The 13,065-nt window shown below is 74.4% G+C and carries 13 protein-coding genes; 10 read left to right on the top strand and 3 right to left on the bottom strand.

The window, feature by feature from the left end; genetic code table 11:
* Nucleotides 1-8 precede the first annotated feature (8 nt).
* Nucleotides 9-1,337: a protein kinase domain-containing protein gene (locus Plo01_RS36615; protein ID WP_203895368.1), complete on the top strand. Its 1,329-nt coding sequence runs from the start codon at nt 9-11 to the stop codon at nt 1,335-1,337.
* Between the two features lie 32 nt (nt 1,338-1,369).
* On the opposite strand, the gene Plo01_RS36620 is transcribed toward Plo01_RS36615, so the two are convergent.
* Nucleotides 1,370-2,158, bottom strand: coding sequence for an IclR family transcriptional regulator (locus Plo01_RS36620; protein ID WP_239317793.1), 789 nt, complete (start codon nt 2,156-2,158; stop codon nt 1,370-1,372).
* A 90-nt stretch (nt 2,159-2,248) separates the two neighbouring features.
* Here Plo01_RS36620 and pobA point away from each other — a divergent pair, with 90 nt between their 5' ends.
* The 6 genes from pobA (at nt 2,249) to pcaDC (ending at nt 8,734) form a co-directional block, all read left to right on the top strand.
* On the top strand, nt 2,249-3,418 hold the full coding sequence (gene pobA / locus Plo01_RS36625) for a 4-hydroxybenzoate 3-monooxygenase (RefSeq protein WP_203895369.1): 1,170 nt from the start codon (nt 2,249-2,251) through the stop codon (nt 3,416-3,418).
* Entirely contained in the window at nt 3,415-4,692 is a 1,278-nt protein-coding gene (locus tag Plo01_RS36630; protein ID WP_203895370.1) for a thiolase family protein, read from the top strand. The genes pobA and Plo01_RS36630 overlap by 4 nt, the downstream gene beginning before the upstream one ends.
* The gene (pcaH, locus tag Plo01_RS36635) at nt 4,689-5,357 is read left to right on the top strand and encodes a protocatechuate 3,4-dioxygenase subunit beta (RefSeq protein WP_203895371.1); all 669 of its coding nucleotides are present in this window, start codon (nt 4,689-4,691) and stop codon (nt 5,355-5,357) included. The genes Plo01_RS36630 and pcaH overlap by 4 nt, the downstream gene beginning before the upstream one ends.
* Nucleotides 5,354-5,842, top strand: coding sequence for a protocatechuate 3,4-dioxygenase subunit alpha (gene pcaG, locus Plo01_RS36640; protein WP_203895372.1), 489 nt, complete (start codon nt 5,354-5,356; stop codon nt 5,840-5,842). Before pcaH ends, pcaG begins: the two co-directional genes overlap by 4 nt.
* A gap of 40 nt (nt 5,843-5,882) precedes the next feature.
* Nucleotides 5,883-7,343 (top strand): lyase family protein, encoded by a 1,461-nt coding sequence (locus Plo01_RS36645; RefSeq protein ID WP_203895373.1) that lies wholly within the window; start codon nt 5,883-5,885, stop codon nt 7,341-7,343.
* Nucleotides 7,344-7,489: 146 nt separating this feature from the next.
* On the top strand, nt 7,490-8,734 hold the full coding sequence (pcaDC, locus tag Plo01_RS36650) for a bifunctional 3-oxoadipate enol-lactonase/4-carboxymuconolactone decarboxylase PcaDC (RefSeq protein WP_203895374.1): 1,245 nt from the start codon (nt 7,490-7,492) through the stop codon (nt 8,732-8,734).
* 185 nt (nt 8,735-8,919) lie between these two features.
* Here pcaDC and Plo01_RS36655 read toward each other — a convergent pair whose 3' ends face one another.
* On the bottom strand, nt 8,920-9,504 hold the full coding sequence (locus Plo01_RS36655) for a dihydrofolate reductase family protein (RefSeq protein ID WP_203895375.1): 585 nt from the start codon (nt 9,502-9,504) through the stop codon (nt 8,920-8,922).
* A 96-nt stretch (nt 9,505-9,600) separates the two neighbouring features.
* Between Plo01_RS36655 and Plo01_RS36660 the strand changes: the two genes are divergently transcribed.
* Complete coding sequence (locus tag Plo01_RS36660; protein ID WP_203895376.1) at nt 9,601-10,086, top strand: winged helix-turn-helix transcriptional regulator; 486 nt, start codon at nt 9,601-9,603, stop codon at nt 10,084-10,086.
* 226 nt (nt 10,087-10,312) lie between these two features.
* Here Plo01_RS36660 and Plo01_RS36665 read toward each other — a convergent pair whose 3' ends face one another.
* Nucleotides 10,313-10,888 carry an NADPH-dependent FMN reductase gene (locus Plo01_RS36665; protein ID WP_239317796.1) on the bottom strand — a complete coding sequence of 192 codons (576 nt, stop codon included), beginning with the start codon at nt 10,886-10,888 and terminating at the stop codon, nt 10,313-10,315.
* On the opposite strand from Plo01_RS36665, the gene Plo01_RS36670 reads away from it, so the two are divergent.
* Together Plo01_RS36670 and Plo01_RS36675 are read left to right on the top strand one after the other, a co-directional pair.
* Nucleotides 10,866-11,426, top strand: coding sequence for a TetR/AcrR family transcriptional regulator (locus Plo01_RS36670; RefSeq protein ID WP_203895386.1), 561 nt, complete (start codon nt 10,866-10,868; stop codon nt 11,424-11,426). The two genes, Plo01_RS36665 and Plo01_RS36670, sit on opposite strands and share 23 nt — an antisense overlap.
* Nucleotides 11,427-11,641: 215 nt before the next feature.
* The gene (locus Plo01_RS36675; protein ID WP_203895378.1) at nt 11,642-13,060 is read left to right on the top strand and encodes an aldehyde dehydrogenase family protein; all 1,419 of its coding nucleotides are present in this window, start codon (nt 11,642-11,644) and stop codon (nt 13,058-13,060) included.
* Nucleotides 13,061-13,065: the final 5 nt, after the last annotated feature.

Here is a 13,065-nt window from a genome sequence, read left to right on the forward strand (position 1 = left end):
GTGGGCGGGTGTCCGATCTCGGGCGGCTGGAGGAGCGGGATCCGCGGCAGGTCGGCGTCTACCGGCTGGCCGGGGTCCTCGGAGAGGGCGGCCAGGGAACGGTCTACCTCGGCCACGACCCCTCGGGGCGGCGGGTGGCCGTCAAGGTCCTGCACGCCCGGATGACCGCCCAGGACGCCGTCCGGGAGAGGTTCGAGCGGGAGACCGACCTGGCCCGCCGGGTGGCGGCGTTCTGCACCGCCCAGGTGCTGGCGGCGGGGGTCAGCGACGGGCGGCTCTACCTCGTCAGCGAGTACGTCCCCGGCCCGTCGCTGCAGCAGCTGGTCACCGCCGAGGGGCCCCGCGCCGGGGGCGGGCTGGAACGCCTGGCCATCGCCACCGCGACCGCGCTGTCCGCCATCCACCGGACCGGGATCGTGCACCGTGACTTCAAACCGGCCAATGTGATCATGGGGCCGGAGGGCCCGGTGGTCATCGACTTCGGCATCGCGCGCGCACTGGAGGCCGACACGACCCGCTCGGCCCTGGTGGGAAGCCCCGGCTACATGGCGCCCGAGCAGCTCTCCGGCCGGCCCGCCTCCCCGGCCTCCGACATCTTCGCCTGGGCCGCCACCATGGTCTACGCCGCGACCGGGCATCCGGCCTTCGCCGGGCAGCACCCGATGGCGGTGATGGGCGCCGTCCTGAACAGCGGCCCGGACCTGTCCGGGGTCCCGGAAGGACTGCTGCCGCTGCTGGCCGCGTGCCTGGACAAGGACCCCGCCGCCCGGCCCGACGCGGCCCGGGTGCTCACCGTCCTGACCGGGGGCGGCGCCGCCCCGACGGGCGGGAACGGGCCGCGACCGGTGGGATGGACGACGCCCGCGCCGCCGTCCGCCGGACCGCCCGGCGCCTTCACCGCCCCCGGGCCGCCGATGGCCGGATCGCAGGGCGCCTTCACGGCCCCCGGGCCGCCGGGTGCTTTCACCGCTCCTGGATCGCCGGGTGCCTTCACGGCCCCCGGGCCGCCGGGCGCCCCCACCGTTCCCGGGCGGGCCCCGGCCGGAGAGCGGCCCGGCGCGGCCGATCCCTCCCGGCGGCACGGAACGGTGCGCAGCCTCTGCGTCGCGAGTGTCGTGTTCGGCGTGGCGCAGGCGGCGGTGATCTACGGCGGCGCCTTCGGCGACCTCAGCGAGACGGCCCTGCTGAAACTCGCGCCGCTGTGGATCTTCTGTCTCGCCTTCGGCGGCGGCGGGCTGCTGATGCCGCGGCCCACCCTGCTCAAGGCGGGCGCGGTCGCCGTCGTGGCCCTCCTGCTCGCGGTCGTCTTCTACTGGACGCTGTGGCCCCTCCTGTAGGACGGCGGGCGCCGGGCTCGCGGGCCCGCGGCTCAGGCCGCGTGCGCCCGGGCGTAGTCGTGCGCGATCCGCTCCGCCGCGGCCAGCAACGGCTCGACCAGGCGCTTGAGCTCGCGCGCCCGCCGGGAGGACACCACGAGGCCGACCGCGGCGACCGCCCGGCCTCCGACCAGGACGGGCGCCGCCGCCGAGCACGAGCCCAGGGTCATCTCCTCGAACGTGAGCGCGTACCCCTGGGCGCGCACGGCGGCCAGCTCGCGGGCGAGCCTGCCCGGCTCGGTGACGGTGTGCGGGGTCGGCCGTTCCAGCCGCCGCGCGAGGTAGGAGCTGACGAACCACTCGGGCTCGTGCGCCAGCAGCGCCTTGCCGACGCCGGTGGGGTGCATGGGCAGGCGCCCGCCGGTCCGGGAGACGATCGGCACGGCCCGCCTGCCGTGCACCTTGTCCACGTACAGCACCTCCATGCCGTCGCGGACGGCGAGGTGCACGTTCTCCCCGGTGGTGCCGAACAATTCCTGCAGCCAGGGGTGGGCGAGGTCCTGGAGCCGGGCGGGGGCGAGCTGGCCGAGCTCCCACAACCGCATGCCGACGCGGAGGCGGCCGTCGGAGGTGCGGCTCAGCGCCTGCCACTCCTCCAGCTCGCCGACCAGCCGGTGGACGGTGGACAGCGGGAGCCCGCTCCTGCGGGCGAGGTCGGAGAGGCTGAGCTGCGGGTGGGCGCTGTCGAACGCGCCCAGGAGCGCCAGCACCTTGGACGTGACCGAACGCCCCGGCTCGCGCGCCCCGCCCGCCATGATCGTCTCTCCCTGCCTGAGGCTCACCTGCGGATTCGGTGAGAATCCTGCTCCGCCCTTCCACTGAGCGGAAGTCTAGTCTCGGTTTTCCCGCCCCGAAGCTGGATGCTCTCCCCCATGCGAACACAGGTCGGGATTATCGGGGCGGGCCCCGCCGGGCTCCTGCTCTCCCATCTCCTCCACCTGCGCGGCATCTCCTCGGTCATCTTGGAGCGCCGCAGCCGTGACTACGTGGAGCGGCGGGTGCGGGCCGGGGTGCTGGAGCAGGGCACGGTGGACACCCTCGTCGAGTCGGGCGTGGGCGAGCGGCTGCTCCGCGAGGGGCTGGTGCACGAGGGCATCGAGCTGCGCTACGGCGGAGCGGGCCACCGCGTCGCCTTCGAGAAGCTGGTCCCCGGGCGATCCATCACGGTGTACGGCCAGCAGGAGGTGGTCAAGGACCTGATCGCGGCCCGGCTCGCCGCGGGCGCCGACATCCGCTTCGAGGTGGACGACGTGGCCGTGCACTCGCTGGAGGACGCGCCGTACATCACCTTCGGCGGAGAGCGCCTCGACTGCGACTTCATCGCCGGGTGCGACGGCTTCCACGGCGTGTCCCGGCCGTCGGTCCCCGAGGGGGTGATCACCACCTACGAGCGCGAGTACCCCTTCGCCTGGCTGGGCATCCTGGCGCGGGTGGCGCCGTCCGCCGAGGAGCTGATCTACGCTCAGACCGGGCGCGGCTTCGCCCTGCACAGCATGCGCTCGCCGGAGATCAGCCGCTTCTACCTGCAGGTGCCCGCCGGGGAGGACCTGGACGAATGGCCGGACGAGCGGATCTGGGCGGAGCTGAAGGCCCGCCTGGAGACCGTGCCCGGCTTCGCCCTGGCCACCGGGGAGATCATCGAGAAGGGGATCACGCCGCTGCGCAGCTTCGTCGCCGAGCCGATGCGCCACGAGCGGCTCTTCCTCGCCGGGGACGCCGCGCACATCGTCCCGCCCACCGGGGCCAAGGGGCTCAACCTGGCGGTCGCCGACGTGCGGGTGCTGACCGAGGCGCTGACCCGCTTCTACGCCGACGGCTCCACCGCGCTGCTCGACGACTACTCGGACATCTGCCTGAAGCGGGTCTGGCGGGCGCAGCACTTCTCCTGGTGGATGACCACGCTGCTGCACACCTTCGACTCCGACGACGCCTACGGCCGCCGCCTGCAGACCTCCTACCTGGACTACGTGACCGCCTCCGACGCCGCCGCGACCACGCTGGCGGAGAACTACGTCGGCCTGCCGTACGAGGTGCTCCCATGACAGACGTCTACATCGCCGACGCGGTCCGCACCCCGATCGGCCGGTACGGCGGGGCGCTGGCCGCCACCCGCCCCGACGACCTGGCCGCCGAGGTGATCGGCGCGCTGCTGAAGCGGGCCCCCGGCCTGGACCCCGCGCGGATCGGCGACGTGGTCTTCGGCGCGGCCAACGGCGCGGGCGAGGACAACCGCAACGTCGGCCGGATGGCGGCGCTGCTGGCCGGGCTCCCGGTCTCGGTGCCCGGCGCGACCGTCAACCGGCTGTGCGCCTCGGGCCTGGAGGCGGTGATCCAGGCCGCCCGCGCGGTCGCGGCCGGGGACGCCTCCGTCGTGGTCGCGGGCGGCGTGGAGTCGATGAGCCGCGCCCCCTGGGTGCTGCCCAAGCCCGAGCGCGGCTACCCGCGCGGGCACGAGCAGCTCTACTCCACCACGCTCGGCTGGCGCATGGTCAACCCGCGCATGCCGGGGGAGTGGACGATCTCGCTGGGCGAGGCGACCGAGCTGCTGGCCGCCCGGTACGGCGTCGGCCGCGAGGTCCAGGACGAGTGGGCCGTACGGAGCCACCTGCGGGCGGCGCGGGCCTGGGACGACGGCCTGTTCGACGCCGAGGTGATCCCCGCCGGGGACCTGGAGCGCGACGAGACGATCCGCCCGGACACCTCCGCCGCGGCCCTGGCCAAGCTGAAGCCCGCCTTCCCCGGTGCGCTCGCCCGGCTCGGGGACGCGGCCGCCGGGGCGGTGGACCTCCCCGGGGCGACGGGCGCGACGGCCGGGCGCACCGCGGCAGGGAGCACCCCGGCCGGGGGAACGATCACCGCGGGCAACTCCTCCCCGCTCAACGACGGGGCCGCCGCCCTGCTGATCACCGACGCCCGCGGCCTGGCCGAGCACGGCCTGCGCCCGCTGGCCCGGGTGGTCTCCACCGGCGCGGCGGGCGTGGACCCGGCCTCCTTCGGCATCGGCCCCGTGCCCGCGGTGGCCAAGGCCCTGGACCGGGCCGGGCTCACCCTCTGCGACCTGGACGCCGTCGAGCTGAACGAGGCGTTCGCCGCCCAGGTCCTGTCCTGCCTGTCCGAATGGCCCGATCTCGACCCCGGGATCGTCAACCCGCAGGGCGGGGCGATCGCCATCGGCCACCCGCTCGGCTGCTCCGGCGCCCGCCTGGCCGGGACCCTCGCCCACCAGCTCTCCCGCCGCGGCGGCGGCCTCGGCGTGGCCACCCTGTGCATCGGCGTCGGCCAGGGCCTCGCCCTCGTCCTGGAAGGAGTTTCATGATCCACCCCCCGAATCTGAGCCCCGACTACCGGAGCACGGTCCTGCGGGCGCCGTCCCGGCCGCCGATCGCCTTCAAGACCGACCCGGACACGATCGAGCTGACCAGCCCGGTCTTCGGCCACGCGGAGGTCGGCGCGCTGGAGGCCGACCTGACCCGGCAGCACGCCGGGGAGCCGATCGGCGAGCGCATCGTCGTCACCGGGCGGGTCCTGGACGAGACGGGACACCCGATCAGGAACACCCTGGTGGAGGTCTGGCAGGCCAACGCGGCCGGCCGCTACGCCCACGAGCTCGACCAGCACCCGGCGCCGCTGGACCCCAACTTCACCGGCGCGGGGCGGTGCCTGACCGACGGAGAGGGCCGCTACCGGTTCGTCACGATCAAGCCCGGCGCCTACCCGTGGCGCAACCACCACAACGCCTGGCGCCCGGCGCACATCCACTTCTCCGTCTTCGGCACCGCCTTCACCCAGCGCCTGGTCACCCAGATGTACTTCCCCGGCGACCCGCTGTTCCCCTTCGACCCGATCATGCAGTCCGTCCGGGACCCCGCCGCCCGCGAGCGGCTGGTCGCCGCCTTCGACATGGACACCACCGAGCCGGAGTGGGCACTGGGGTACCGGTTCGACGTCGTTCTCGGCCGCACCCCCATGGAGGATGAATGATCACCCCCTCGCAGACCGTGGGGCCGTTCTTCGCGCACGGCCTGCCGTACGCCAAGGACTGGGAGATGGTCCCCGAGGGCCACCCGGACGCGATCACGATCACCGGCCGGGTGTCCGACGGGGCGGGCGAGCCGGTGCCGGACGCCCTGCTGGAGCTCTGGACGGGCGAGACCGGGACGCGCGGCGTCCTCACCCGCGCGGGAGAGGGCGTCTCCGGGTTCGGGCGCTGCGCCACCGCCTCCGACGGGACCTACCGGTTCCGTACGGCACGCCCGGCCGGGCCGTACGTCTCGCTGCTGGTCTTCGCGCGCGGCGTGCTGCGCGCGGTGCTGACCCGGATCTACCTGGAGGACGTGCCCGACCCGCTGCTGGACGGCCTGGAGCCCGAGCGCCGGGCGACGCTGCTGGCTCAGCGGGACGGCGACGCCTACCGGTTCGACGTCCGCCTCCAGGGTGAGGGGGAGACGGTCTTCCTTGACTACTGACAGCCCGGACCGGCAGAGCGGCGCGGACGGAGGTGGGGCGATGGACGCCGACAGCGGGCTGCTCTCGCCCGTACGGGCGGGCACCGCGGCGGAGGCCGCCACCTCGGACCGGGCCTGGCTGCGCGCGATGCTGGAGGCCGAGGCGGCCCTGGCCCGCGCGCAGGGCCGGGCGGGCGCGGTTCCCGCCCGGGCCGCCCGGGTGATCGGCCAGGTGGCGGCCACCACGACCGTCGACCCGGTCCGCCTGGCCCGGGCCGCCCGCCAGGCGGCCAACCCGGTCGTCCCGCTGGTCGCCGAGCTGAGGAAGGCGGTGCGCGCCGTCGACCCCCAGGCGGCCCGCCACGTCCACCAGGGGGCCACCAGCCAGGACATCCTCGACACCGCCGCCATGCTCGTCGCCCGCCGGGCCGTCGAGGCCGTCCTGGACGGCCTCGACCGGACCGCGGCCGGGCTGGCGGAACTGGCCGAGACCCACCGCGGCACCCTGATGGCCGCCCGCACGCTGGGACAGCACGCCGTGCCCACCACCTTCGGGCTGAAGGCGGCGACCTGGCTGGCGGGCCTGCTCCAGGCGCGCGACCGGCTGCGGGGCCTGCGGCTGCCCGCCCAGCTCGGCGGAGCGGCGGGCACCCTGGCCGCGTTCGGTCTCCCGGCTCCCGGCCTCCCCGCTTCGGGCCGCCCGGCTCAGGGCCTCTCCACTCCGGGCCTCCCCGGACCCGGTTCCGCGGGCTCCGCGAGCTCCGGTCCCGTGGAGGCGCCCGCTTCCGCGGAGCTCGCGGAGCCCGCGGAGCCCGCGGAGCCCGAGGGATCCGCCGGGGCGCTGGGGCTCGTCGGGCTGTTCGCCGAGGAGCTGGGGCTGGACGTCCCGGTGGCGCCCTGGCACGCGGAGCGGTCGGTGATCACCGAGTTGGGCGCGGCCCTGACCGGGACGGCGGGCGCGCTCGGAAAGATCGCCACCGATGTGATCCTGCTCGCGCAGACGGAGGTCGGCGAGGTCGCCGAGTCCTCCGGAGGCCGGTCCTCGGCGATGCCGCACAAGCGCAATCCGGCGCTGTCGGTGCTCATCCGCTCGGCCGCCCTCCAGGTTCCCGCCCACGCGCAGGTGCTGGCCTGCGGGCAGCTCGCCGAGCACGAGCGGGCCGCGGGAGCCTGGCAGGCCGAGTGGCAGCCGCTGCGCGAGTGCCTCCGGCTGACCGGCGGGGCCGCCGAGACCGCCGCCGAACTGGTCGGCGGGCTCCAGGTCTTCCCCGAGCGGATGCGCGCCAACGCGGACCTGACCGGCGGACGGCTCGTCTCCGAGCGCCTCGCCGCGTACCTGGGCCGGGACGCCCTGGACCAGGCGTCCGGACGGCCGGAGCCGCTGCCGGAGACGCTGGCGGACCGGGTCCCGGAGGAGCTGTTCGACCCGCAGGGCTACCTGGGAGCCTGCGACGCCCTCATCGATCGCGTCCTGGCCGCTTACCGGGCCGCCGACGGCGGGGCGGACGGGGGAGCGCCGTGAGCGGACGGGAGAACGCCGTGCGGATGCCGGAACGCCGTGAGCGGACGGGAGAACGTCGTGAGCGGCGGGAACTGTGAATGGACGCGGGGGATTCGTGAATGACCGGAAGAGAAGAGGATGATCGTGAACCTGCGGGAGCCCCGGGCATGAGACTCCACCACCGGATCGACGGGCCCGCGGACGCCCCGCTCCTGGTGCTCGGCCCCTCGCTGGGCACCGGCCTGGCGGTCTGGGAGCCGCAGCTGGAGACGCTGACCGCCACCTGGCGGGTGCTCCGCTACGACCTGCCCGGCCACGGCGGCTCCGCGCCCGCCACCGGATTCACCTTCGACGAGCTGGCGCGGGCCGTGCTGGACCTGGTGGACGAGGAGAGATTCGCGATCGGCGGGATCTCCCTCGGCGGCGCGCTCGCGGCCACCGTCGCCGCGGACGCCCCCGGCCGGGTGACCCACCTGGTGATGTGCTGCAGCTCCGCCCGTTTCGGCGAGCCCGGCCCGTGGCTGGAGCGGGCGGCGGCCGTACGGCGCGACGGTCTGCGCCCCCTCATGGAGACCCTGCTCGGCCGCTGGTTCGTCGCCCGCGTCTCGGAGAGCGACCCCGTCCTGCTCCACTGGGTGCTGAGCATGGTGCACGGCGTGGACGCGGAGTCCTACGCGGCCTGCTGCGAGGCCATCTCGGGATACGACCTCACCGCCCGGCTCCCGGAGATCAGCGCGCCCGCCCTGGTCATCGCCGGAGCCGAGGACCCGGCCACGCCCGTCGAGCACTCCCTGACGCTGGCGCGCGGCATCCCCGGCTCCCTGCTGATCGTGGTGCCCGGGGCGGCGCACCTGGCCAACGTCGAACAGGCCGAGGCGGTCACCGCCGCGATCGTCCGGCATCTGGGCGGGAAAGGCTCGGGCGGCAGCCGCGAGGGCGGCGGGGAAGACGCCCGGGAGGCCGGTGACCGGGAGGCCGGTGACCAGGGCAGTCGGGAGGGCGGTGACCAGGGCGGCCGGGGAAACGGCCGGGAGGACGACCGCCGGGCGGCGGGCATGCGGACCCGCCGCGAGGTGCTCGGCGACGCCCACGTGGACCGCGCCGTGGCGAACACCACCCCCTTCACCGCGGACTTCCAGGACCTCATCACCCGCTACGCCTGGGACGAGATCTGGAACCGTCCCGGCCTGGACCGGCGCACCCGCAGCTGCGTCACGCTGACCGCGCTGGTCGCCGGGGGACATCTGGAGGAACTGGCCATGCACGTCCGGGCGGCCCTGCGCAACGGCCTCACCCCCGACGAGATCAAGGAGGTCCTGCTGCAGACCGCGATCTACTGCGGGGTGCCCGCCGCCAACGCCGCCTTCGCCGTGGCCCAGCGCACCCTCGCCGAGTCCGCCCCGCAGCGGTGACCGTCGCGGCGGCCGCCGGAACCGGAACCGGGGCGGTTGGGAGCGGGTACGGCGGTGCGTGCCGGACGGGTGAGCCCACCCGTGGAGCACGTCCGCGGTGGGCCGGGTGCCGCCCGCCCGAGCTGCGCCGCACAGCGGACGCCCCCCGTGAACCCGTGAAGGAACGTCTCAAGTCTGCTGCCCGGTCACTCCGGCGCGTTCCCGGCCGGGGGCTTCGCGGTCGTGACGGGCCGGTACCGGACGTCCACGGCCGAGGCGGGGTCGTCTACGCCGGCCCGGTGGAGGTGGATCGGCTTGCCGCCGGGGTTGTCGTACAGCCGGATGCCCTCGCCGAGCAGGACGGGCGCGATGTGCAGGTCGATCTCGTCGATCAGTCCCAGTTCGAGGAGCTGGCGGCCGATGGTGGGCGACAGCACTTCGACGTTCTTCCCGCCCGCCGCCTCCAGCGCGATCCGCACCGCCTCGGCGGGGTCGCAGCTCAGGAACGTGACTCCGTCGGCGGGCGCGGCGTCCTCGGGGTGGTGGGTGAGCACGAAGACCGGCCCCTGCCAGGCGCCGCCGTACACGCCACCGGCGTCCGGGTAGCGGTCCCAGCCGTCCCGGCCGCCCAGCACGGCGCCCGTGGTCCCGACGTACTCGTCGGTCAGGTCCGGGCGGAACGTGGTCTCGGTCATCCAGTCCAGCTCGTGGTCCGGCCCCGCCACGAATCCGTCCAGGGACATCGTGAAGTGCCAGAGCACCTTTCCGGCTGCGGTCTGCGGCTCGTTCATCCGTCGCCTCCGGTTATCTGCTTGCGGTTTGCAATCAGTTATCAACGCTAGGCCACCCGGTGGTAGATTGCAACCGGTTCGGAAGCGAGGTGTGAGATGGGGGAGTCGGCGCGTTCCGGGTGTCCGATCAATGCCGCGGTCGAGGCGTTCGGCGACAGCTGGAGCCTGCTCGTGCTGCGGGACGTGATGTTCGGCGACCGGCGCCACTTCAGGGAACTGCTCGCCGGATCCGAGGAGGGGATCGCCTCCAACATCCTGGCCGACCGGCTGAAGCGGCTGGTGAAGGCCGGGCTGCTGACCCGGGAGGACGTGGGGCCGGGACGGCGGGCCGCCTACAGTCTGACCGAGGCGTCGATCCAGCTGGTGCCGGTCTTCGCGCAGCTCGGTGAGTGGGGCCTGCGCCACCGGCCGACCACGAGGCGGCTGCGGGTGCGGGCGGAACTGCTCGCGGCGGGCGGGCCGGAGCTGTGGGACGAGTTCATGGCCGAGCTGCGGATCATTCATCTCGGCGAGCCGGCGACGGAGCGGGACGGCCCGAGCGTCATGGAGCGCCTGGCCGCGGCCTACACGGCCGCACTCTGAGGCCCCGGAGGAACGCCCTACGGCGTCGCCGGGCAGGGTGAGGCCCGAGGCGCCGAGTGTGTCCTCGAGCCGTTCGGCGGTTCCGGCGCCCAGGATCGGGTGTACGGCGTGCGCGCGTGCGCGGGTCCAGGCGGTCGCCACCTGGGCGGGGGCGGCCCCGACCTCGTCGGCGACCCGCGAGCAGTTCGCCGAGGATGGTCTCGTTCCGGTCGCCGGTAGCGCACGCTCACGCTGCCACCGTCCGACCGGAGGCCTCACGCAGCGGCTTGAGTGCCGAGGACCAGGCGATGAGCTCGTCGAGCAGCTCGTTCAGGGTCGGCTCCTGGTGCGGTCCGGGGGCGATGACGCCGGGCTCGGCCGGGTCGGTGATCTCGAAGTCGGTGAAGGCCGACAGCGCGACCTGGGTGCGGATGTTGGCAACCTGGAGCTCGGTCATGACCTGCCGTAGGTGCTCCACGGCGCGTACGCCGCCGTGCACACCGTGGCTGACGAAACCGGCGGCCTTGTTGTTCCACTCGGCGAACACGAAGTCGATGGCGTTCTTCAGCGCGGCCGGGGCCGAGTGGTTGTACTCGGGGGTGACGAAGACGAACCCGTCGAACGATGCGATCGTCTGGGCCCACTGGCTGGTGTGGGCGTGGCGGTAATCGCCGAACAGCGCAGGCAGAGGCTCGTCGAGGACCGACAGCCCGTATTCGGCCAGGTCGACGACCTCGAACGTCGCCTTCCCCGCGGTGACGGCCGGATGACGGCCGGCGATCCTGGACGGCGCCCTGACGGTGTTCGCCCGCGACGGCTTCACGCGCGCCAGCATCGACGCGATCTCGGCTGAAGCCGGGGTGTCCACCCGGACCATCTACAACCACTTCACCGACAAGGCCGGGCTGTTCCTGGCCGTGATTCAGGAGAGCGCCACCCGGGCGGCCGATGCGCAGATCGCCGTCATCGACCGCCATCTACGCAAGGTCACCGATGTGGAGGCCGATCTCATCGAGTTCGGGCTGGACTGGGTGACGCCGAGGCCCGACAGCGCCGCCCACTTCTCCCTGGTCGGACAGATCAACGCCGAAACGGGCCACATCCCTCAGGAAGCGATCAACGCCTGGCAGGAGACCGGGCCGCGCCGCGTCCGCCGTGAACTGGGCGGTCACCTGCGACAGATGGCCGACCGGGGGCTGCTGCGGATCGACGACCCCGATCGTGCGGCCCTCCATCTATTGCTGCTGATCTCAGCCGAACTGCCCACCCACCACGCCACTCTGCCCGCCGATGAGCTCACCGAGACAGTCACTGCGGGCATCCGCACCTTCCTGCACGGACACCTCCGCCGAGACGGGTAGTCGGCCGGCGGAGTCGGCCTGTGCGATCGATTCCGGGCCGGCCAGGCCGGGGTGCAGACGGTCCGCGCCACCTCCGGCTGCCCGGGGGTGACGTTTTCCCGCCCCCGATCAAGGGCACTGGCTGATCGGCTGTCCGGCGGCGGGAACGGGCCGGGGCCCGGACGTACGAGACGGCCGCCGGGAGCGGCCCGCGCGACAGGAGGGCATGGGCGCCGATGAGAACACTCTGGCTCTTCGCAGACGGCGAGTGGCGGGCGAGCGCGAGCACGGACACGATCGCCGTGGACGATCCCGCGACCGGGGAGCGGGTGGGCGAGTGCCCGCGCGGCTGCGCGGAGGACGTCGAGGCGGCCGTTCGGTCGGCGCGTGACGCCGCCGCGGGCTGGGCGCGGACGGCCCCGGCCGAGCGCGGGGCGCTGCTGCGCCGCGCCGCGGCCCGGGTCAGGGAGCACGCCGACGAGCTGGCCCTGCTGATCACGCGGGAGATGGGCAAGACGCTGGCGGACGCGCGCGGCGGCGTCGAGGCCGGGGCCGGGACCCTGGAGCAGTACGCCGAGCTGGGCCCCCTGCACGGCGGCCGTACGCTCCAGGGCGGCTGGGGCGCGACCGACCTGATGGTCCGCGAGCCGCGCGGGGTGGTCGGCGTCATCACGCCGTGGAACGACCCGGTGGCGATCGCGTGCGGGCTGATCGGCGCCGCGCTGGTCACCGGGAACACGGTGGTGCACAAGCCGTCGGAGCGCACCCCGCACACCGGGGCCCGCCTGGTCGAACTGCTCGCCGAGGATCTGCCCCCGGGCGTGCTGACCATGATCGCCGGAGATCGGAGCGCGGGCGCGCCGCTCGCCGCCCACCCGGACCTCGACCTGCTCGCCCACGTGGGCTCCACCCGGGCCGGGCGCGAGATCGCCGCGACCGCCCGCTGCCGGGTGCTGCGCGAGAACGGCGGCAAGGACCCGCTCATCGTGGACGAGGGCGTCGACCCGAAGTGGGCGGCCGGGCAGGCCGCGCTCGGGGCCTTCGCCAACGCCGGGCAGATCTGCGTCTCGGTCGAGCGGATCTACGTGCACCGGTCCGTGGCGGAGCCGTTCACCGCCGCCCTGGTGATCGCGGCGCAGGCGCTGCGCATGGGATCCGGGCTCGACGAGGCGACCACGCTCGGCCCGCTCGTCGACCGCCGACAGCGCGAGATCGTCCACGAGCACGTCCGCTCGGCGGCCGCCGCGGGCGCGCGCGTCCTGACCGGCGGAGACATCCCCGACGGGCCCGGCGCGTTCTACCCGGCGACGGTGCTGGCCGACTGCGCCGACGACATGCTCGTGCTGCGGGAGGAGACGTTCGGCCCGGTGGCGGCGGTCCGCGTCGTCGAGAGCTTCGACGAGGCGCTCGCGCTGGCCAACACCGGGGAGTACGGTCTGGCCGCCACCGTGCTCACCCCCTCCCTCGCCCACGTCCAGCGGGCCTGGCGCGAGCTCCGGGCCGGGACGGTGAAGGTCAACGCGGTCTTCGGCGGAGCCCCGGGCGGCGCGGCGCAGCCTCTCGGCGCGAGCGGGGAGGGGTTCGGCTACGGCCCCGAGCTGCTCGACGAGATGACCCACACCAAGGTCGTGCACATCGCCGCCGGGGACCTGTGAGACGA

Source organism: Planobispora longispora (genome assembly GCF_016863135.1).
Classification (GTDB): domain Bacteria; phylum Actinomycetota; class Actinomycetes; order Streptosporangiales; family Streptosporangiaceae; genus Planobispora; species Planobispora longispora.

Excerpts from the sequence above, each read along its gene's own strand:
- Plo01_RS36655 (WP_203895375.1), bottom strand. The coding sequence starts at position 9,504 with ATGAACGAGCCGCAGACCGCAGCCGGAAAGGTGCTCTGGCACTTCACG.
- pobA (WP_203895369.1), top strand. The coding sequence starts at position 2,249 with ATGCGAACACAGGTCGGGATTATCGGGGCGGGCCCCGCCGGGCTCCTG.
- pcaH (WP_203895371.1), top strand. The coding sequence starts at position 4,689 with ATGATCCACCCCCCGAATCTGAGCCCCGACTACCGGAGCACGGTCCTG.
- Plo01_RS36630 (WP_203895370.1), top strand. The coding sequence starts at position 3,415 with ATGACAGACGTCTACATCGCCGACGCGGTCCGCACCCCGATCGGCCGG.
- pcaG (WP_203895372.1), top strand. The coding sequence starts at position 5,354 with ATGATCACCCCCTCGCAGACCGTGGGGCCGTTCTTCGCGCACGGCCTG.
- Plo01_RS36645 (WP_203895373.1), top strand. The coding sequence starts at position 5,883 with ATGGACGCCGACAGCGGGCTGCTCTCGCCCGTACGGGCGGGCACCGCG.
- Plo01_RS36660 (WP_203895376.1), top strand. The coding sequence starts at position 9,601 with ATGGGGGAGTCGGCGCGTTCCGGGTGTCCGATCAATGCCGCGGTCGAG.
- Plo01_RS36675 (WP_203895378.1), top strand. The coding sequence starts at position 11,642 with ATGAGAACACTCTGGCTCTTCGCAGACGGCGAGTGGCGGGCGAGCGCG.
- pcaDC (WP_203895374.1), top strand. The coding sequence starts at position 7,490 with ATGAGACTCCACCACCGGATCGACGGGCCCGCGGACGCCCCGCTCCTG.